23 protein-coding genes and 1 riboswitch are annotated in these 19480 nt (G+C 72.2%); of the genes, 11 read left to right on the plus strand and 12 right to left on the minus strand.

What is annotated here, in order from left to right; all coding sequences use genetic code 11:
- Positions 1–16: 16 nt before the first annotated feature.
- The 3 genes from ACH47Z_RS31790 to ACH47Z_RS31800 form a co-directional block, all read right to left on the minus strand.
- On the minus strand, positions 17–892 hold the full coding sequence (locus ACH47Z_RS31790) for an LLM class F420-dependent oxidoreductase (RefSeq protein ID WP_399079829.1): 876 nt from the start codon (positions 890–892) through the stop codon (positions 17–19).
- Between the two features lie 112 nt (positions 893–1004).
- Complete coding sequence (locus tag ACH47Z_RS31795) at positions 1005–3572, minus strand: ABC transporter permease (RefSeq protein ID WP_399079831.1); 2568 nt, start codon at positions 3570–3572, stop codon at positions 1005–1007.
- A 4-nt stretch (positions 3573–3576) separates the two neighbouring features.
- Positions 3577–4422, minus strand: a complete 846-nt coding sequence (locus ACH47Z_RS31800; RefSeq protein ID WP_399079834.1) for an ABC transporter ATP-binding protein — start codon at positions 4420–4422, stop codon at positions 3577–3579.
- A 134-nt stretch (positions 4423–4556) separates the two neighbouring features.
- Between ACH47Z_RS31800 and ACH47Z_RS31805 the strand changes: the two genes are divergently transcribed.
- Both ACH47Z_RS31805 and ACH47Z_RS31810 read left to right on the plus strand, forming a co-directional pair.
- The gene (locus tag ACH47Z_RS31805) at positions 4557–4802 is read left to right on the plus strand and encodes a toxin-antitoxin system HicB family antitoxin (protein ID WP_399079836.1); all 246 of its coding nucleotides are present in this window, start codon (positions 4557–4559) and stop codon (positions 4800–4802) included.
- A 4-nt stretch (positions 4803–4806) separates the two neighbouring features.
- Entirely contained in the window at positions 4807–5181 is a 375-nt protein-coding gene (locus tag ACH47Z_RS31810) for a fic family toxin-antitoxin system, toxin component (RefSeq protein ID WP_399079838.1), read from the plus strand.
- Between the two features lie 24 nt (positions 5182–5205).
- Here ACH47Z_RS31810 and ACH47Z_RS31815 read toward each other — a convergent pair whose 3' ends face one another.
- The 4 genes from ACH47Z_RS31815 to bioB are packed head-to-tail and all read right to left on the minus strand — an operon-like array spanning position 5206 to position 9141.
- The gene (locus ACH47Z_RS31815; RefSeq protein WP_399079840.1) at positions 5206–5898 is read right to left on the minus strand and encodes a class I SAM-dependent methyltransferase; all 693 of its coding nucleotides are present in this window, start codon (positions 5896–5898) and stop codon (positions 5206–5208) included.
- 58 nt (positions 5899–5956) lie between these two features.
- The gene (bioD, locus tag ACH47Z_RS31820) at positions 5957–6673 is read right to left on the minus strand and encodes a dethiobiotin synthase (protein WP_399079842.1); all 717 of its coding nucleotides are present in this window, start codon (positions 6671–6673) and stop codon (positions 5957–5959) included.
- A gap of 1 nt (position 6674) precedes the next feature.
- Positions 6675–7955, minus strand: a complete 1281-nt coding sequence (locus ACH47Z_RS31825) for an adenosylmethionine--8-amino-7-oxononanoate transaminase (protein WP_399079844.1) — start codon at positions 7953–7955, stop codon at positions 6675–6677.
- Positions 7948–9141, minus strand: a complete 1194-nt coding sequence (gene bioB / locus ACH47Z_RS31830; RefSeq protein ID WP_399079846.1) for a biotin synthase BioB — start codon at positions 9139–9141, stop codon at positions 7948–7950. Before bioB ends, ACH47Z_RS31825 begins: the two co-directional genes overlap by 8 nt.
- 147 nt (positions 9142–9288) lie before the next feature.
- Here bioB and ACH47Z_RS31835 point away from each other — a divergent pair, with 147 nt between their 5' ends.
- The gene (locus tag ACH47Z_RS31835; RefSeq protein WP_399079848.1) at positions 9289–10416 is read left to right on the plus strand and encodes an 8-amino-7-oxononanoate synthase; all 1128 of its coding nucleotides are present in this window, start codon (positions 9289–9291) and stop codon (positions 10414–10416) included.
- 35 nt (positions 10417–10451) lie between these two features.
- Here ACH47Z_RS31835 and ACH47Z_RS31840 read toward each other — a convergent pair whose 3' ends face one another.
- Complete coding sequence (locus ACH47Z_RS31840) at positions 10452–10673, minus strand: DUF397 domain-containing protein (RefSeq protein ID WP_399079850.1); 222 nt, start codon at positions 10671–10673, stop codon at positions 10452–10454.
- A gap of 15 nt (positions 10674–10688) precedes the next feature.
- Positions 10689–11549: a helix-turn-helix domain-containing protein gene (locus ACH47Z_RS31845; RefSeq protein ID WP_399079853.1), complete on the minus strand. Its 861-nt coding sequence runs from the start codon at positions 11547–11549 to the stop codon at positions 10689–10691.
- A 210-nt stretch (positions 11550–11759) separates the two neighbouring features.
- On the opposite strand from ACH47Z_RS31845, the gene ACH47Z_RS31850 reads away from it, so the two are divergent.
- Entirely contained in the window at positions 11760–12191 is a 432-nt protein-coding gene (locus ACH47Z_RS31850) for an ATP-binding protein (protein WP_399079855.1), read from the plus strand.
- A gap of 115 nt (positions 12192–12306) precedes the next feature.
- Here ACH47Z_RS31850 and ACH47Z_RS31855 read toward each other — a convergent pair whose 3' ends face one another.
- The 3 genes from ACH47Z_RS31855 to ACH47Z_RS31865 form a co-directional block, all read right to left on the minus strand.
- Complete coding sequence (locus tag ACH47Z_RS31855; RefSeq protein WP_399079857.1) at positions 12307–12780, minus strand: C40 family peptidase; 474 nt, start codon at positions 12778–12780, stop codon at positions 12307–12309.
- Positions 12781–12783: 3 nt separating this feature from the next.
- Positions 12784–13019, minus strand: a riboswitch (cyclic di-AMP (ydaO/yuaA leader).
- A 340-nt stretch (positions 13020–13359) separates the two neighbouring features.
- The gene (locus ACH47Z_RS31860; protein ID WP_399079860.1) at positions 13360–13665 is read right to left on the minus strand and encodes a hypothetical protein; all 306 of its coding nucleotides are present in this window, start codon (positions 13663–13665) and stop codon (positions 13360–13362) included.
- A gap of 7 nt (positions 13666–13672) precedes the next feature.
- Positions 13673–14317 (minus strand): ATP-dependent Clp protease proteolytic subunit, encoded by a 645-nt coding sequence (locus ACH47Z_RS31865; protein WP_399079862.1) that lies wholly within the window; start codon positions 14315–14317, stop codon positions 13673–13675.
- Positions 14318–14404: 87 nt separating this feature from the next.
- On the opposite strand from ACH47Z_RS31865, the gene ACH47Z_RS31870 reads away from it, so the two are divergent.
- From ACH47Z_RS31870 to ACH47Z_RS31900, 7 genes are all read left to right on the plus strand, one after another.
- Positions 14405–14695, plus strand: a complete 291-nt coding sequence (locus tag ACH47Z_RS31870) for a type II toxin-antitoxin system Phd/YefM family antitoxin (protein ID WP_399079864.1) — start codon at positions 14405–14407, stop codon at positions 14693–14695.
- A 153-nt stretch (positions 14696–14848) separates the two neighbouring features.
- A complete protein-coding gene (locus ACH47Z_RS31875) occupies positions 14849–15151 on the plus strand; it encodes an urease subunit gamma (RefSeq protein ID WP_225098894.1) in 303 nt (100 codons plus the stop codon).
- A gap of 11 nt (positions 15152–15162) precedes the next feature.
- Positions 15163–15564, plus strand: coding sequence for an urease subunit beta (locus ACH47Z_RS31880; protein ID WP_399079866.1), 402 nt, complete (start codon positions 15163–15165; stop codon positions 15562–15564).
- Positions 15557–17278, plus strand: a complete 1722-nt coding sequence (locus tag ACH47Z_RS31885) for an urease subunit alpha (RefSeq protein WP_399079868.1) — start codon at positions 15557–15559, stop codon at positions 17276–17278. The genes ACH47Z_RS31880 and ACH47Z_RS31885 overlap by 8 nt, the downstream gene beginning before the upstream one ends.
- Entirely contained in the window at positions 17278–17952 is a 675-nt protein-coding gene (locus ACH47Z_RS31890) for an urease accessory protein UreF (protein ID WP_399079870.1), read from the plus strand. The genes ACH47Z_RS31885 and ACH47Z_RS31890 overlap by 1 nt, the downstream gene beginning before the upstream one ends.
- Before the next feature lie 72 nt (positions 17953–18024).
- On the plus strand, positions 18025–18702 hold the full coding sequence (gene ureG / locus ACH47Z_RS31895; RefSeq protein ID WP_399079872.1) for an urease accessory protein UreG: 678 nt from the start codon (positions 18025–18027) through the stop codon (positions 18700–18702).
- Complete coding sequence (locus ACH47Z_RS31900) at positions 18699–19466, plus strand: urease accessory protein UreD (protein ID WP_399079874.1); 768 nt, start codon at positions 18699–18701, stop codon at positions 19464–19466. Before ureG ends, ACH47Z_RS31900 begins: the two co-directional genes overlap by 4 nt.
- Positions 19467–19480: the final 14 nt, after the last annotated feature.

Below are 19480 nucleotides of genomic sequence, written 5' to 3' on the forward strand. Positions count from 1 at the left end.
GCCGGGCCGATTTCCACTATGCGGACTCGTCGCGCAGCCGTTCCATCACCGGCGCGAACGCCTCCATGTACGGTTCCAGGACGGTCAGATACGAGAACCCGAACCGCTCGCGCTGCGCCCGCAGACGTGCCACGAGGTCGTCCAGCGGTCCGGCCAGCACGATGGGCAGGGCGAGCGCCTGGTCCAGGGACAGCTGCGACTGCCGTTCCAGCAGAGGCTTCAGTACGGGTTCGGGGTCGTCGGTGACCGCCACCAGCTGGAGGAGCAGGTTCAGCTCCGCCGCCTCGGCCCGGCCCGCCGCCAGCTCTCGGTAACGGGCCACCCGCTCGTCCAGTTCCCCGGCGGTGAGGGGCTCCAGGGTCCCGGGCACGGACCCCGGCCGGGCCCCGGTGAAGGCCGCGATGTCCGCGTGCTCGGGGGTCAGCCGCAGCATCCGGTCACCGTTGGCGCCGATCAGCAGCGGGACCCGGGACCGGGGGAGATCCGCCGAGCCGAGCAGCCGGGCCACCTCGTCGACCGTGTGGGCGAGATGGTCCACCCGCTCGCGCGGCGAGCCGTACGGCAGCCCGGCCGCCTCGTGCTCGGCCGGCACATACCCGGTGCCGAGCCCGAGTTCGAGGCGCCCGCCGGTGAGCGCGTCCGTGGTCGCCGCCTCACGGGCCAGCAGCGCCGGATTCCAGAAGCCCGCGTTGAGCACGAACGTGCCGAGCCGGGGCCGTTCGGTCGCCTCGGCCGCCGCGACCAGTGCCGGGAAGGGCGCGACCATGCCGAGATGATCCGGGACGAGGATCACGTCGTAGCCCAGCTCCTCGGCACGACGGCACTTCGCCCGCCACTCGGCGGCGGGCGCGGGCGTCAACAGACAGACCCCGAAGCGGAACGGGCGCGACATGAACTCTCCTCGACAGCGGACGACTTGAGCCTCGTCCCACGATTCCATCACGCCGACGGCCGGCACCGGGGGACGCGCCCGTCAGCCGTGAGTGATCACCGATCGAGGGCCGTCACTCGTGGGCGATCGCCGCCAGTACGTTCAGCCGTGACGCCCGTAGGGCCGGCAGCAGAGCAGCCACCACGCCCACCACCGCCGAGCCGATCACGACCGCGACGATCGTGGTCCAGGGGATCGCCAGCTCCCTCAGCCCGCGCAGGGCCAGCACCCGTTGCATGCTCAGGCCCCACACCAGGCCCAGCGCCAGACCGAGGACCGCGCCGAAGACCGCTATCACCACCGACTCCAGCCGGATCATCCGGCGCAACTGCCGCCGCCCCAGCCCGATCGCGCGCAGCAGGCCGATCTCCCTCGTCCGCTCCACCACCGACAGGGCGAGGGTGTTGACCACACCGAGTACGGCGATGACGATCGCCAGGGCGAGCAGGGCGTACACCAGGTACAGCAGGACGGCGATCTGATCGTGGACCAGTTGCTTGTAGTCGGTCTGGTTGCGCACCTGGACCTGGGGGAAGGGCCCCAGCGCCCGCTCCAGCCGGGGGCGCAGGTCCTGCGGCTTCGTACCGGCGGCCGCGTTGACGTAGAGCACGGAGTCCTGGCCGTTCGGCACGTACTTCTCGAACGTGGCGAGCCCGAAGTACAGGGCGCCCTGGGCGCCGAAGCCCTCCGCCGTGTCCTGCTCGGTGAGCGCTCCGACGGTCAGCTCGGTGTGCCGTCCGCCCGGGAACTCCACCGGGAGCACGCTGCCGAGCCGCACGCCGTGGTCCCTGGCGAAGCCGGCGTCCATGGCCAGGTGACGGTCCGCCAGCGCGGCCGCCGTGCCTCCTTGCGCGTACGTGATGTGCACGACGTCGTCCAGCCCGGGGCCGTATCCGACGGCGGCCGTCTCGACCCGGTCCCCGTTCGGCAGCCGTACGGCGATCGGGGTGAGCCGCCGCCGCACGACGCGCCCGACGCCGTGCGTGGCGACGACGGTGTCCCGCACCTCCTTCGTGAACGGCGTGTAGTTGGTGTTCTGGACGATGAAGTCGGCGCCCAGCGTCCGGTCGATCTGCCGGTCGAACGACGCCGACATCGAGGCGCTCGCCACCGACATCCCGCCGACCAGGGCGAGGCCCACCATGAGCGCCGCCGCCGTGGCGCCGGTACGGCGGGGATTGCGCAGCGCGTTGCGCTGGCTCATCCTCCCGACCGGGCCGAACAGCGCGGGGAAGGCCGCGCCCAGCACCCGGATCACCGGCCGCACCAGCAGCGGCCCGGCGACCACGGTCGCGATCAGCGTCAGGACCACGCCGACGCCCAGCAGCGAGGCCGCCTGCGCGGTCCTCGTGGCCGCCGCGCATCCGGCCAGCGCCGCCGCCCCGGCCGCCCCCAGCACCGCGCCGACGATCGCCCGCGCCTTCAGCGGCTTGCCGACACCGGCGACCTCCGCGTCCACCAGGGCCGCCATCGGCGACACCCCCGCCGCCCGCCGCGCGGGCAGATACGCGGCCACGAAGGTGACGCCGAGGCCGACGACGTACGCGGCCACCGGCGTCTCCCAGCCGAGAACCATCTCCGTGGCCTTGAGATTCATCCCGAACGCGCTCATCAGCCGGATCAGCCCGAGCGCCAGCCCGATCCCGGCCCCGAGACCGAGCGTCGAGCCGACCAGCCCGAGCAGCAGCGCCTCGGTCAGCACCGAGCGCCGCACCTGCCGCCGGTCCGCGCCGAGCGCCCGCAACAGGCCCAGTTCACGGGTGCGTTGGGCGATCAGCATGGAGAACGTGTTGACGATGAGGAACACGCCGACGAGCAGCGCGACCCCGGCGAAACCGAGCATCACGTACTTGATCACGTCCAGGAACGGGCCGAGCGCGGCCGCCGCCGACTTGGCCTGTTCGTTCGCGGTCTTCAGGTCGTAGGTGCCGGTGCCGATCGACGCGCCGATCCGGCGCTTGAGCTCCGGGTCGGACACGCCCTTCGCCGCGTCCGCCGAGACGCTGGTCGCCAGCGCCTGGGAGCCGAGCAGTTCCCGGCCCGCCACCGCCGGGTCCAGGAAGACCAGGGCCGCGCCCGGGTTGGTCGTGGTGAACGTGGCGATCCCGACGACCCGGACCCGGAACGTGCCCGGCTGCGCCTGCACCGTCAGCGGGTCGCCGATCCGTACGTGCTTCTTGTCCGCCGTGTCCGTGTCCAGCAGCGCCTCGCCCGCACCCCGCGGCGCATGGCCGGAGGTCAGCCGCACCGGGGAGCGGTCGCTGACGTACCAGGCGGTGGCGATGGTCGGAGCGCCCGTGGTCGGACCGACGGACTTGTCACGGCCGTCGACCACCACGACGTTCTGCACCTTGACGTCCGCGCGGGCCGCCGTGACCCCGGGCACCCGGGCCACCCGGTCCCGCAGCGCGGCGGGCAGGGTCTGCACCGTGCCGCCGGGCACCGGGGACTTCAGGTCCTGCTTCGGCTGCACGGTCACATCGGCGGCCGTGGAGGCGAAGAGCCGGTCGAAGGTACGGGTGACGGTGTCGGAGAAGATCAGGCTGCCCGCGACGAACGCCACGGACAGGATCACGGCCAGCGCGGACAGCGCGAGCCGCCCCTTGTGCGCGAGGAAACTCCTCAGGGTCGCCTTGAGCACCGGGTCAGTCCTCCTGGGTGGCGGCGCTGTCGTCGCCGAGCCGGTCCCGGACGACGTCGAACCTGGGGGTCTGGGGGTTCCCCCCAGGAAGAATGCGCATCCGTTCCAGTACGGCTTCGGCCGTCGGGCGTTGCATCTCGTCCACGATCCGCCCGTCCGCGAGGAAGAGCACCAGGTCGGAGTGGGCGGCGGCGCCGGGATCGTGGGTGACCATGACGACCGTCTGCCCGAGATCGTCCACCGCGCCGCGCAGGAAACCCAGCACCTCCAGGCCGGCCCTCGAGTCCAGGTTGCCGGTCGGCTCGTCGGCGAAGATCAGCTCCGGCCGGGAGACCAGCGCCCGCGCGCACGCGACCCGCTGCTGCTGGCCGCCGGAGAGCTGCGCGGGCCGGTGGGTCAGGCGGTCCCGCAGGCCGAGCGTGTCGATGACCTGCTCCAGCCACTTCTCGTCGGGCTTGCGGCCCGCGATGGCCATCGGCAGCGTGATGTTCTCGGCGGCCGTGAGCGTCGGGATGAGGTTGAACGACTGGAACATGAACCCGATCCGGTCGCGCCGCAGCCGGGTCAGCTCCCGCTCCTTCAGCCCGGTGATCTCGGTGTCGCCCAGCCACACCTGCCCGGCCGACACGGTGTCGAGCCCCGCCAGGCAGTGCATGAGCGTGGACTTCCCGGACCCCGAGGGTCCCATCACGGCGGTGAAGCGGCCGCGTGTGATGTCGACGTCCACCGCGTCCAGGGCGAGAACGGCCGTCTCGCCGGAGCCGTAGGCCTTGGTCAGCCCCCGGGCGCGGGCCGCGATCCCGCCGTTCGGCGCGGGGCCCGGCACGTGCTGTGCAGCAGGTGTGGACAAGACCGCCTCCCGGTCGCGTGAACCGCCCGTCCCGGGCGAGCGTAGGGGACGGAGCGCGTGAGGGACAGGCCGGCCCGGCGCGCCGGTTCCGCGCGCCCTTGCCGTAGCTAGCATCTGGGCGCTAGCGTCTAAGCATGGCGAAGACCCAGCTGAACGTGCGCGTGGACGAAGGCACCGCCCGCGCGGCCCGCGAACGCGCCCTGGCCCGTGGCATCAGCGTCAACCGCTACATCGAAGAGCTGGTCAGACAGGACACCGGAGAGGCGGGCCGGACGTTCGTGGAGGCCGCCGCCGACTTCATGAAGCAGTACGAGACCGTGTTCGCCGAGGAGTTCACCGAGACCCGCGGCACCGGCACCGGCACCGAGGACGGCCGCTGATCCCTTGAACGAGCTCAGCATCGACCTCGCCTGGCTGCTCATGCTCGCCGAACAGCGCACGCCCGGGGACCCGCAGGTCACCGACTGGGGCGCGCTCATCGCCGCCGTCGCCCGGCACCGGGCCGAGATATTCGGCGTGCCCGTCTACGACGACCCGCACGCCCGCGCCGCGTCCCTGCTCCAGCTGCTGATCCACGTACCGGCGCTGGAGCGCTCCAACGCGCTCTTCGCCTCGGCGGTCGCCTACGCCTACCTGGTCGCGAGCGGTGTCAAGGTCGTCACCACGGCCGAGCAGGTGCGCGACCTCGCCCGGCTGGTGAAGGACGGCGGGACGGACGTGGACGACATCGCGCGGGAGCTGCGCCGCTGGAGCATCTGACGTACGTCGCCCTGCCGGGGCCGGTCAGCGGTCCTCCGGCTCCCTCGGCCGCCAGGCGACGCCCAGCGCGGTGTACGACGTCGGCAGCTTCGGGCCCTGCTCCGGCAGCAACAGCCGCCTGTGCGGCCCGAGTTCGAACCCGGCCTCGCGCAGTGCGGCGACCGGCTCGCGGGCCACGTGACAGCCGCCGAACAGAGCGGGCCACACGGTGCGGTCCAGGGCCCGCTGGGTCAGCGTCATCGCCCGGCCGCCGCCCCGCCCGTGCTCGAAGAACCGCACCTCGCCGCCTGGCCGCAGCACCCGCCGTACCTCCGCCAGCGTCCGCGCCACGTCCCGCACGCTGCACAGCACCAGCGACAGCACCGCCGCGTCGAAGCCCTCGCTCTTGACCGGCAGCGCCTCCGCCGCGCCCGGTACGACGTCGACCGGTACCTGGGCGCGCAGCGCGGCCTGCAGCGCCAACCGCCTGAGCAGCGGCTCCGGTTCGATCGCGACGACCTCGGCGACGGCGGCGGGGTAGTGCGCGAAGTTCAGCCCGTTCCCCGCGCCGATCTCGATCACCCGCCCGGACAGCCCGGTGAGCAGCCGCGCCCGAATGTCGGCCAGACCGAGCCGGGTCTCGGCGCCCACGCTGCAGCGGGCGTAGAACCGGGCGAACACCGGATGGTGGACGGGACTCGGGGCCACCTTGGCAGACCCAGCCGACGCCAGTCGCATGGCACCTCCCGGAGGACGTTCTCAGGGTGATTGTCCCCCGGGAAGCACGAGGGCACCCCTACGACGCCACTCGCACCCGAAACGCCTCCGCGTCCCACACCCCGTCCAGCCGAGGCGCGAGCCAGCCCGGCGCGGCACTCCGGAAGTCGCCGGGCGGCACTGCTCCCGCCCCGGAGGGAATCGCGCCGAGCAGCGGGGCCTCCGCGACCTCCGGCAGGTCGGCCACGTTGCAGCGGGCGGCGAGGTCGGGGGAGCCGGGCCAGCTGCCGATGACCAGGCCGGCCAACTCCAGCTCACGCCGCCGCAGTTCGCGGGCCGTCAGCTCCGTGGTGTTCAGGGTGCCGAGCCCGGCCGAGGCCACGAGCAGCACCGGTGCGTCCAGCAGCCGGGCCACATCAGCGAGCGTGCCGCCGGCCGCGTCGAAACGGACGAGCAGCCCGCCCGCACCCTCGACCAGCACCAGATCGTGCTCGGTGGTCAGCTTGGCCGCCCGGTCGGCCACCTCCCGCGGGTGCACCGGCGCCATCCCGGCCCGCCGGGCCGCCGTACCCGGCGCCAACGGCTCCGGAAAGCGGGCCAGTTCGGTCGCCGTGACCGGACCCGCGAGCCGCGCGACCTCGTCGGCGTCCCCGCGCTCGTCCGGCCGTACGCCCGTCTGCGCGGCCTTCAGCACGGCCACCGAACGGCCCGCCGTGAGCGCCGCGGCGGCGACGGCGGCCGTGGTGACGGTCTTGCCGACCTCCGTGCCCGTCCCCGTGATCACCAGTACCGGCATCTCATCCCTCCCGCGCCGCGGCGCACACCGCGCGCGCGATCCGTGCCACGTCGTCGTCGGAGGTGACGTACGGCGGCATCGTGTAGACCAGGTCGCGGAACGGGCGCAGCCACACGCCCTCCCGTACGGCGGCCTCCGTGGCGGCCTTCATGTCCACCTCGTGGTCGAGCTGGACGACCCCGATGGCGCCCAGCACGCGGACGTCCCGGACCCCCGGCAGGCCGGACGCCGGTGCCAGGCCCTCTCGCAGGGCCGACTCGATCCGCTTGACCTCCGACAGCCAGTCCTGGCCCAGCAGCAGCTCGACGGAGGCGCAGGCCACGGCCGCCGCGAGCGGGTTGCCCATGAACGTCGGGCCGTGCGCGAGCACCGGCACCTCGCCCCGCGAGATCCCGTCGGCCACGCGCGCGGTGCACAGCGTCGCCGCCATCGTCAGGTAGCCGCCGGTCAGCGCCTTGCCCACACACATCACATCCGGGGTGACGGCCGCGTGGTCCGCCGCGAACAGCGCACCCGTACGGCCGAACCCGGTGGCGATCTCGTCGAACACCAGCAGCACGTCATGCGCGTCGCACGCCTCGCGCAGCACCCGCAGATAGGCGGGGGAGTGGAAGCGCATCCCGCCCGCGCCCTGCACCACCGGTTCCACGATCACCGCGGCCAGCTCGTCCGCGTGCCGTGCGATCAGCTCGCGCAGATGGTCCGCGTACGCCTCCTCGTACGCGGCGGGCGGCGCGTCCGCGAAGACCTGGCGCGGGAGCACGCCGGACCACAGCTCGTGCATCCCGCCCTCGGGGTCGCACACCGCCATCGGCTGCCAGGTGTCGCCGTGGTAGCCACCGCGCCAGGTCAGCAGCCGCCGCTTGCCCGCGCGGCCGAGGGAGCGCCAGTACTGCAGGCACATCTTCACGGCGACCTCGACCGACACCGAGCCGGAGTCGGCGAGGAAGACGTGTTCCAGGCCGTCGGGCGAGATGTCGACAAGGAGCTTCGCGAGCCGTACGGCGGGCTCGTGCGTGAGCCCGCCGAACATCACATGGCTCATCCGGCCGAGCTGCCGCCGAGCCGCCTCGTCGAGGACCGGGTGGCCGTAGCCGTGGATCGCCGACCACCAGGACGACATGCCGTCCACCAGATCGCCCGAGCCGTCCGCGAGCCGCAGCCGGACCCCGCTCGCCGACTCCACGACGAGCGGTTCGACACGCCCGGGCATCGGTCCGTACGGATGCCAGACGTGCCGCCGGTCCAGCTCCAGCAGGTGGGGTACACCCAGCTCAGGCATTGGGCGCGAGGTCCGTTCCGGCACCCCGGCGGCGGACGGCGACGAGGTCGGTGCGAGCCTCGTTCGCGACGGACACCGCGGGCGTGGCCGCCGTACCGCACACGTCCGCACCCTCGTGCGAGCCACAAACGGACCCGCACCCGGCGCTCTCGTGCGACCCGCAGCCGCCCGCGGCCGCCGTCGCCCGGTGCTCGGGCAGGGTCACCTCGTCGGCGCCCTCCACCTCGAACCCGGCGTCCGCGATCATCTCCAGGTCGGCCTTGCCGGCCTGGCCCTCGGTGGTCAGGTAGTCGCCGAGGAAGATGGAGTTGGCCAGGTGCAGGGCGAGCGGCTGCATCGTGCGCAGATGGACCTCACGGCCGCCCGCGATGCGCACCTCGACGTCCGGGCACACGAACCGCACCATGGCGAGGATCCGCAGACAGCGCTGCGGGGTGAGGTTCCACTCCTTGGCCAGCGGGGTGCCCTCGACCGGGATCAGGAAGTTGACCGGGACCGAGTCCGGGTCCAGCTCGCGCAGCGAGAAGACCACGTCGACGAGGTCCTCGTCGCTCTCGCCCATGCCCGCGATCAGCCCGGAACACGCGGACAGACCGGCGGCGTGCGCCTTGTTCACCGTATCCACCCGGTCGGCGTAGGTGTGGGTGGTGGTGATGTCCGCGTACGTCCCCTCGGACGTGTTGAGGTTGTGGTTGTAGGCGTCCGCGCCCGCCTCGCGCAGCCGCTCGGCCTGGCCGTCGGAGAGCAGCCCGAGGCAGGCGCACACCTCGACGCCCTCGTTCTGCTCCTTGATCGCCTTGATGGTGCCGGCGACCCGGTCCACGTCGCGGTCGGTCGGACCCCGGCCGGACGCCACCAGGCAGACGCGCTTGGCGCCGCCGGCCAGCCCGGCCGCCGCGGCCTTGGAGGCCTCGTCGGGCTTCAGCCAGGTGTACTTAAGGATGCCGGTGTCGGAGCCGAGCCGCTGGGAACAGTAGGAGCAGTCCTCGGGGCACAGGCCCGACTTGAGGTTCACCAGATAGTTGAGTTTCACCCGTCGCCCGAACCAGTGCCGGCGCACCTTTCCGGCCGCGGCCACCACATCGAGCAGGTCGTCGTCGGAGGTGGCCAGAACGGCGAGCGCTTCCTCGCGGGTCGGCAGCTCGCGCCGAAGCCCCTTGTCCACCAGCGTGTTCAGCAGGTCCATGAGGTCCGATCCTGTCCTACGGGGCCGCCCCGGGCCAAGGAGAGTTTGCACAACGGAGACGGTTCACCGTGTGGGTATTGCCACACCCTGGGCGGCTGGTCGTCCCGCTAGGGTCTGTCCGCTACCTACAAAAGCCCCGGAGGACCCATGGCGTTCGGCTGGATCGACGACCAGGCCGAGGCGCGCCGCCGCGCCGGACTCGTACGGACCCTGCGCCCGCGCCCCGCCGACTCAGCCCTGCTGGACCTGGCGAGCAACGACTACCTGGGCCTCGCCCACCACCCCGAGGTCGCCGAGGGCGCCGCCGGGGCGGCCCGGACCTGGGGCGGCGGGTCCACCGGCTCCCGGCTGGTCACCGGCACCACCGAGCTGCACACCGAGCTGGAGCGCGAGCTGGCCGCCTTCTGCGGTGTCGAGGCGGCCCTGGTCTTCTCCTCCGGTTACGCCGCGAACCTGGCCGCGGTCACCGCGCTCGGCCCGCACGGCTCGCTGATCGTCTCCGACGCGGGCAACCACGCCTCGCTCATCGACGGATGCCGGCTCGCCCGCGGTGAGCGGCAGGTCGTCGGGCACGCGGACCCGGAGGCGGTGCGCAAGGCCCTGGCCGGGCACGCGGGCGCGGCGATCGTCGTCTCCGACACGGTGTTCTCCGTGGACGGCGACGCGGCACCGCTGGCCGCGCTGGCCGAGGCCGCCCGGGAGCACGGTGCCGGGCTGGTCGTGGACGACGCGCACGGGCTCGGGGTGCTGGGCGACGGTGGCCGGGGCGCGCCGTACGCGGCCGGGCTCGCGGGCGCCGCGGACGTGGTGGTCACGGCCACCCTGTCCAAGTCGCTGGGCAGTCAGGGCGGGGTGGTGCTGGGACCGGCGCGGGTGATCGACCATCTGGTCAACGCGGCCCGGACCTTCATCTTCGACACGGGTCTGGCCCCGGCGGCGGCCGGTGCGGCCCTGGCGGCACTGCGGCTGCTCGTGCGGGAGCCGCAGCGCGCGGCGCGGGCGCGTGAGGTGGCCGCGGAACTGCACGCACGGCTGACCGCCGCGGGTCTGGAGGCGGTGCGTCCGGATGCCGCGGTGGTCTCCGTGCGGGCTCCGTCCCCGGAGCAGGCCGTGCGCTGGGCGGCCGACTGCCGTACGGCAGGGCTGGCCGTGGGCTGCTTCCGTCCTCCTTCCGTGCCCGACGGCATCTCGCGGCTGAGGCTGACCGCCCGCGCGGACCTGTCCGGGGCCGAGATCGAACGCGCTGTACGGGTGATCGGCGAAACGCGACCATGAGTCGGCGTGACACGGCCGTGCTGCACCGGTGCTGATCAGATGGCGGTGAGGAACTCCGCCCAGCTGTCGGCCGAGAAGAGCAGTGCGGGTCCGGCCGGGCTCTTGGAGTCCCGTACGGCGAGCGCTCCGGCCCCTGGGCCGGAGCGCGGCCGTGCCGTCTCCACGCAGTTGTTGGCTCCCGTGCTGTAGCTGCTGCGCAGCCAGCGCACGTCGTGCAGGTCGGTACTGGCAGGGACGTTCCGAGGCAGTGCTGACATGGGGGGCGTGCCTCCTTACGCGCCGTCACCTATCCCGGCGATGTAGTCCAACGAGTCCTCGGGGGAAAGGGCGTGGAACTGAAGGGTCGTGAAGGCCTCGGAGTAGGCCATGAGGTCTTCTTTCCGTTCCAGGTAGAGGCTACTCGTCAACTGGTCTAGAACAACCACGTCCAGATCAGAAGTGCTCGGAAATGAGAAAATAACGAAAGGTCCGGTGAGGCCCACATGGGCTCCGGCGCCGAACGGCAGTACCTGGAGCCGTACTTGGGGCAGCCGGGCGGCCTCCAGCAGCCGCTCCAGCTGCCGGGTCATCACCTCGGGGCCGCCGACCTCGCGCCGCAGCACCGCCTCGTCCAGCACCGCGCACAGCTTCAGCGGCGGGTCCTCGCGCAGCACGTCCTGCCTGGCCAGCCGCACCTCCACCAGCGTGTCCAGGCGCTCCTCGTCCAGATCGGGCACGGCCGCCCGGGTCACCGCGCGGGCGTACTCGGGCGTCTGGAGCAGCCCCGGCACCACCGTGGTCTCCAGGGTGCGCATGGCGCTGGCCTGCGACTCCAGGCTGATGAAATCCCGGTACGTGGGCGGCAGCACCCCGCGGTAGGCGTGCCACCAGCGGTGCCGGTCGCCCGCCCCCTCGGAGCCCGCCAGCATCAGCAGCAACTCGCGCAGATGCCCGTCCCGCACCCCGTAGGCGTCCAGGAGCGAGTGCACATCGGCTGGTTTCACCCCGCTGGCACCGGTCTCGATCCGGCTCACCTTCGACTGGTGCCAGCCGACCAGCCGGGCCGCCTCACCGCTCGTGAGCCCAGCACCGGTACGCAGCATGCGCAGTTCGGCGCCCAGTTTGCGGCGCCGAACTGCCGGCCCGTTCTGCATGGGCTCCTCCTTACTCCTTCCGGACCGCCCGAATACGGTCTCGCGTCGTAGAGTTCACCGCTTTGGGCGACAGATATATGCATATCCTGGTGGATCGCTCCCCGTGACCGGCCCGGTGATGGCAGTCTGACGAAGAAGCACCAGTCCGGGACCGTACTCGAATCCGCTCCTTGTCGGACTGCGGTCCCGTGGGAAAGGGACGACGTCGCCATGGCAGACCACCTGGAAGCATCCGTCACTCTGCCGAGCGATCCCGCCTCGGTCTCCGCCGCCCGCTCGTACGTCGTGGGCACCCTCGCGGAATGGGGTCTGCCGTCGGACACCGAAGCGGCCGACACCGTGCGGCTCATCGTCTCCGAACTCGCCACCAACGCCGTACAGCACACCTTCGGTCAGTCACCCACCTTCACGGTCGACATCGCGCTGCACCGTGACGAACACCTGCGGATCGGCGTCACGGACAGTCATCCGCGCTTCCCGAAAAGACTGCCTGCCGCCGTCCAGCAGGACAACGGGCGCGGCATGGTCATCATCCGCTGGCTCACCGCCGAATGCGGCGGCAAACTCCGCATCCGCCCCACCCGGGAGGGCGGCAAGACGGTCTCCATCGAACTGCCGTGGGCGGTGCCGACGGCGCAGTGAAGGGACGACCAGCAGTGGCCCCGGGCCGCCCGTGGGCTTCAGGCGGACACCGGGGTGGCGCTGACGGTGGGGGGAGCGGCCCTGCTGCTGGAGCCGCTCCTGCCCTGACGGCGGATCAGCTGACCCGGCCGTACCAGACGCTCCTGGTCCAGATCTTCTGGAGCCGCACCACGTCCCCGGTCTTCGGCGCGTGCCAGATCTTGTTGTGACCGGCGTAGATGCCGACGTGGTAGACGTTCGAGCCGTAGTGGAAGAACACCAGGTCACCGGCGCGGCGGCTGCCGGCCGAGATGTGGTGCGTCTTGTTGTACTGCGCGGCTGCGGTACGCGGCAGGGTCTTGCCCGCCTTCTTGAACGAGTAGAGCGTCAGCCCCGAGCAGTCGAAGCGGCGCGGTCCGGTGGCCCCCCACGCGTACGGGGCACCCTTCTCGGAGGCCGCGACCTGGAGGGCTTTCGTCGCGAGGCTCGCGGCCGAGGCGTCGGTGGCGAGACCCGGGACCACGATCGAGCCGCCGACGGCGGCGAGGGTGAGGGCCGAGGCCGTACCGGCCCGGGCCATGAGCGACGGGACACGATTGAGCGCAGTCATGCGCAACCCTTCGTCAGCCGCCTGTGAAGGATGACCTGTCGGATTCGGGCTGGCGAAGGTGCCCGGCCGCGTTGCCGCGGCTTCACCCCAAGGGCTGCTCGGAACGTCCGGCCGTCTGCCAGTGACGCACAGACGAACATCCGTTCCGGCGACCCGTCTTGCTCGGGTCCTCCACTCCTGCCGATCCACTCCTGTCGACCGGTCATCCGGGCGGCGGCAGGACTCGGCGTCCGCCCGGATCGCCCCGCCGCGGTGGCGGGGGCTTGTCGTCAGTCACGGATCTTCACCCACGGCTGTCCGAAAAACCCAATGGATCCGGGGATTTGTGGCGTTACTCACCACTCACCCGTTCGGGTGGACAGTGGTGTGTTCGAGGCATCGTCAGTTCCCGTACGTAGCCCCGGACCTGGGAGAATGCACCTTCGTGCGATCGCCGAACCGGCGCTGTGCGCAAGTCGGAAGACCCCGAAAACGATCTGGACATCCACCGGCCGGTGGTACGTCGTTCGGGCCGTTTGTGTCGCGTCCGAACGGCACATGTCGACACCGCGGTCCCGTCGGTCCGCTCGGGCGTCCGGATCAGCGGACGCCGTCCGGCGGGAGCGCGACGCGCGCAGTACGGCGTTCACCGTCCAGCACCCGCAACGCCCGTGCCAGCGTGTCCCCGTGCAGCTCCGTCTCGCCCCGCTGATGCATCGACGCGAGGGCGTCACGCAGCTCTGCGGCCTTGCGCACCAGGGCCTGGGCCGCGCGCAGACCCCGGTAGGTGTCGCCGTCGAGGGCCGGGTTGATCCTGCCCAGCAGGTCGACCGCCTCCAGGTAACGGTCGATCAGGTCGCCCTCGGCACGGGTCAGCGCGGGCAGCGGCGGCAGCTCCGGAAGCATCGGCGGCTCACCTCGCGTCCGGTGCGCCGGGCATGCTCCGCCGGCTGGGCACGATGCCGTCCACCAGACCGTAGGACAGGGCGGCCGGGGCGTCCAGCACCACGTCCCGTTCCAGGTCGGCGTGCACCTGCTCCGCCGTGCGCCCGGTGTGCCGTACGAGCATTTCCTCCGCCAGCGCCCGCATCCGGCTCAACTCCTCGGCCTGGATGAGCAGGTCGCTCGGCTGCCCCTGCACCGGCTCGGCCAGCCGGGGCTGCTCGATCACGATGCGCGCGCCGGGCAGCGTGAACCGCTTGCCCGGGGTGCCGGCCGCGAGCAGCAGCGCGGCGTAGGAGGCGGCCTGGCCCAGGCAGTAGGTGGCCACGTCGCAACTGACGTAGCGCAGCGTGTCGTAGATCGCGGTCATCGCCTGGAAGGTGCCGCCGGGGGAGTTGACGTACAGCGTGATGTCCCGCTCGGGGGCCGCGTGTTCCAGGCACATGAGCTGCGCCATCACGTCGTTGGCCGCCGTGTCGTCGAGCGGGGTGCCGAGGAAGACGATCCGGTCCTCGAAGAGCTTGCCGTAGGGATCGAGCGTGCGCGCGCCGCTGCTGGTGCGCTCGGTGAACTCCGGCAGGACATAGCGGGCGTAGCTGGCGGATTCCCGGGACATGGACATACCCCTCCTCGTGACGCGGCCGTCGGCGCGGCTCAGCTTCTGTAAAAAATGTACAGGATGTACGTGACGTTAGAATGGGGCATGGCCTATGAGATTCCGGTGACACAAGCCAGGGCTGAGCTCGCCGACCTGATCAACCGGGTGGTGTACGGCGGTGAGCGCGTCGTCGTGACCCGGCATGGAAAGCCGCTGGTCGCGCTGGTCTCGGCCGCCGATCTGGAACGGCTGGACGCGCTGGACGCTCCGGCCGAGGGGCAGGTCGAAGAGCAGATCGTCAGCTCGGTCTCGGGGATCCGCGAGGCCGGTTCCGCCCGGCGCGAACAGCAGCGGTTCGGGATCGCGGCCGAGCACCGGGGTCCCGAGGTGTCGTGACCGTCGTACGGCCATGAAGTGATCAAGGTCTGGTTAACGTCGTTGAAACTCCGCCGAACTAGCCTGCCGATCCACGCCACCAGGAGTTTTGCTGCGTGGTGGTTGCGGTAACCGGACCCCGCACGGTCCGGAGCGAGGACTGTGAGGTGGGACGTGCAACTGACCCCGCACGAGCAAGAGAGGCTGCTCATCCATGTGGCGGCCGACGTCGCCGAGAAACGCCGGGCCCGTGGACTCAGGCTCAACCACCCGGAAGCGGTCGCCCTCATCACGTCGCACATCCTCGAGGGCGCGCGTGACGGCCGTACCGTCGCCGAGCTGATGTCCTCCGGCCGCAAGCTCCTCACCAGGGACGACGTCATGGAGGGCGTCCCCGAGATGATCCACGACGTCCAGGTGGAGGCCACCTTCCCGGACGGCACGAAGCTCGTCACCGTGCACGAGCCGATCATCTGAGGGGCGCCGCGATGATTCCCGGAGAGATCCTGTTCGCGGACGAACCCGTCAAGGTCAACGACGGTCGCGAGATCACCCGTCTGACCGTTCTCAACGCCGCCGACCGGCCCGTCCAGGTCGGCTCCCACTACCACTTCGCCGAGGCCAACCCCGGCCTGGAGTTCGACCGCGCCGCGGCCCGCGGCAAGCGGCTGAACATCGCCGCCGGCACCGCCGTGCGCTTCGAGCCCGGCATCCCCGCCGACGTCGAACTCGTCCCCCTCACCGGCGCCCGGATCGTGCCGGGGCTGCGCGGGGAGACCGGAGGTGCCCTCGATGTGAGCGACGCACGCGAGGCCGCCGGGCCGCAGACGACCGACAACCCGCGCGGGCGCCTCGCGGGCGGAGAAGCGAACGGAGCAGCAGGTGCCTGAGATCTCCCGCGGTGCTTACGCCGACCTGTTCGGCCCGACCACCGGTGACCGCATCCGGCTCGCCGACACCGATCTGCTGATCGAGATCGAGGAGGACCGCTCCGGCGGCCCCGGCGCCTCCGGGGACGAGGCGGTCTTCGGTGGCGGCAAGGTCATCCGCGAGTCCATGGGCCAGTCCCGCGCCACCCGCGCCGAGGGCACCCCCGACACCGTGATCACCGGAGCCGTCGTCGTCGACCACTGGGGCGTCGTCAAGGCCGACGTCGGCATCCGCGACGGCCGGATCACCGCACTCGGCAAGGCCGGCAACCCCGACACCATGGACGGCGTCCACCCCGACCTGGTCATCGGCCCCGAGACCGAGATCATCGCGGGCAACGGACGCATCCTCACCGCCGGCGCCATCGACGCCCACGTCCACTTCATCTGCCCGCAGATCGCCGACGAGGCGCTGGCCTCCGGCATCACCACCCTGGTCGGCGGCGGCACCGGTCCCGCCGAGGGTTCCAAGGCGACCACCGTGACGCCCGGCCCCTGGCATCTGGCCCGGATGCTGGAGGCGATGGAGGCCTACCCGGTCAACGTCGGCTTCCTCGGCAAGGGCAACACCGTCAGCCACGAGGCGATGCTCTCCCAGATCCGCGGCGGCGCGGCCGGCCTGAAGCTGCACGAGGACTGGGGCTCCACCCCGGCGGTCATCGACGCCGCGCTGACCGTGGCGGACCGCACCGGCATCCAGGTCGCCATCCACACGGACACCCTCAACGAGGCCGGCTTCGTCGGCGACACCCTCGCCGCGATCGCGGGCCGGGGCATCCACTCGTACCACACCGAAGGCGCCGGCGGCGGGCACGCGCCGGACATCATGACCGTGGTCTCGCAGCCCAACGTGCTGCCCAGCTCCACCAACCCGACCCGGCCGTTCACCGTCAACACCGCCGAGGAACACCTCGACATGCTGATGGTGTGCCACCACCTCAACCCCGCCGTCCCCGAGGACCTGGCGTTCGCCGAGTCCCGGATCCGGCCGTCCACCATCGGCGCGGAGGACATCCTCCACGACCTCGGCGCGATCTCGATCATCTCCTCCGACTCCCAGGCGATGGGGCGCGTGGGCGAGGTGATCCTGCGCACCTGGCAGACCGCGCATGTGATGAAGCGGCGGCGGGGCGCCCTGCCCGGCGACGGCCGTGCGGACAACCGTCGGGTACGGCGGTATGTCGCCAAGTACACGATCAACCCGGCGCTCGCCCAGGGCCTCGCCGCCGAGATCGGCTCCGTCGAGACCGGCAAGCTCGCCGATCTGGTGCTGTGGGAGCCCGCGTTCTTCGGGGTCAAGCCGCTCCTCGTGCTCAAGGGCGGGCAGATCGCGTACGCGCAGATGGGCGACGCCAACGCCTCCATCCCCACCCCGCAGCCGATCCTGCCCCGCCCGATGTACGGCGCGATCGGCCGCGCCCCGGCAGCCAACTCGGTGAATTTCGTGGCCCAGCTGGCGATCGACGACGGACTCCCGGAGCGGCTGCAGCTCGGCAAGCGGTTCGTGGCGATCGAGTCCACGCGCCAGGTCACCAAGGCCGACATGCGCGAGAACGACGCCCGGCCCGACGTCCGGATCGACCCCGACAGCTTCGCCGTGCACATCGACGGCGAACTGGTCGAGGCGACCCCGGCCGCCGAACTGCCCATGGCCCAGCGCTACTTCCTCTTCTGATGAGCAGGGCCGCACTGCTCGTCCTGGCCGACGGCCGCTTTCCCGCCGGAGGGCACGCGCACTCCGGCGGGGCGGAGGCCGCCGTCAAGGCGGGCCGGATCACCTCCGCCGCGAGCCTGGAGGACTTCTGCCGGGGCCGGCTGCACACCGCCGGACTGGTCGCGGGCGCGCTGGCGGCGGCCGCCGTACTCGGTGTGGATCCCGGGGAGTTGGACGCGGCGGCGGACGCCCGCACGCCGTCGCCCGCCCTGCGGGCCGCTGCGCGGCGCCTCGGCCGACAGCTGCTGCGGGCGGCGCGGGCGAGCTGGCCGTCGGCCGAACTCGACGCGCTGGCACGGCAGTTCCCCAAGGGCGCGCACCAGCCGGTGGTCCTCGGTCTGACCGCGCGGGCGGCCGGACTCGCCCCGCAGGACGCGGCCTACTGCGCGCTCTACGAGAGCGTCAGCGGACCGGCCACGGCCACGGTACGGCTGCTGAGCCTGGACCCGTTCGACGCGACCGGCGTACTGGCCCGGCTGGCACCGGAGTTGGACCGCGTGGCGGATACGGCGGTGGCGGCGGCCCGGAGGGTACTCGACGAGGGTGCCGACGCGCTGCCCGCGGCGTCCGGGCCCCTGCTGGAGGTGGGCGCGCAGTGGCACGCGGCCTGGGCGGTACGGCTGTTCGCTTCATGACGTCGCCCGCCCGACCCGCCTGAACCAAGAGTGGCCGTCCCCGGGACCAGGCCACCCACATAGGAGCCGTACATGCACCTCGACCACACCCACACCGGCCCCGCCGCCGTCAGCGCCGACGCGCACCGCCCCGACGGAACCCGCCGTGCCCTGCGCATCGGGCTCGGCGGGCCCGTCGGATCCGGGAAGACCGCGACCGTCGCCGCGCTGTGCCGGGCGCTGCGCGACGAGCTGTCCCTCGCCGTCGTCACCAACGACATCTACACCCGCGAGGACGCCGAGTTCCTGCTCCGGGAGGCCGTGCTGCCGCCCGAGCGGATCACCGCCGTGGAGACCGGCGCCTGCCCGCACACGGCGATCCGCGACGACATCTCCGCCAACCTCGAGGCCGTGGAGGACCTGGAGGACGCGGTCGGCCCGCTGGACCTGATCCTCGTCGAGTCCGGCGGCGACAACCTCACCGCGACCTTCTCCAGGGGGCTCGTGGACGCGCAGATCTTCGTGATCGACGTGGCCGGCGGCGACGACATCCCGCGCAAGGGCGGCCCCGGCGTCACCACCGCCGACCTGCTCGTGGTCAACAAGACCGACCTCGCGCCGTACGTCGGCTCCGATCTCGCCCGGATGGCCGCCGACGCCAAGGCGCAGCGCGCCGAACTCCCCGTCGTCTTCCAGTCGTTGCGCGGCGAGCACGGGGTCGCCGACGTAGCCGCCTGGGTACGGGAACGGCTCGCCGCGTGGACGGCGTGACCACCACCGGCGTCCGGGCGCACGCGCGGATCGTCGCCCGCCCCGACGGCCGCGGCGGCACCGCACTGCCCGTGCTGGACGGAGAGGGCCCGCTGGCCCTGCGGCGTACCCGGGCCGTCGACGGCGAGGCGAAGGTGATGGTCGTCGGCGCGATGAGCGGCCCCCTCGGCGGCGACCGCCTCGCGCTGTCGGCGAGCGTCGCGGCGGGCGCGCGGCTGCACGTCGGGTCGGCGGCCGCCACCATCGCCCTGCCGGGCCAGACCAAGGACGAGGCCCGCTACGACGTCCGGCTCGACGTGGCCGACGATGCCGAACTGCACTGGCTCCCCGAGCAGTTGATCTCGGCCCACGGCAGCGATCTGCACGTCACCACGCGGGCCGAACTCGCCGCCGGAGCCCGGCTCGTACTGCGCGAGGAACAGGTGCTCGGGCGAGCGGGAGAGGAGCCCGGGCGGCTCACCGGCCGACTGACCGTACGCGTCGCGGGCCGGACGGTGCTGGACCAGGAACTGGCCTGCGGGCCTGGGGCGCCGGACGGCTGGGACGGTCCGGCGGTGCTGGCGGGGCATCGCGCGGTGGGTCAACTTGTGGTCGTACGACCCGAGTTCGCCACACACCCGGCCGAGCCCCGGATGCTGGACGAGTGCGCCGCTCTGATACCGCTGGCCGGTCCCGCGGCACTGGTCAGCGCCGTGGCACCGGACGCACTACGGCTACGACGACTCCTCGACGAGTCACTAGCACGGCTCAGCAGCCGAACATGATCGTCCGGTTATCG

This window comes from Streptomyces sp. NPDC020192, from assembly GCF_044388685.1.
Lineage (GTDB): Bacteria > Actinomycetota > Actinomycetes > Streptomycetales > Streptomycetaceae > Streptomyces.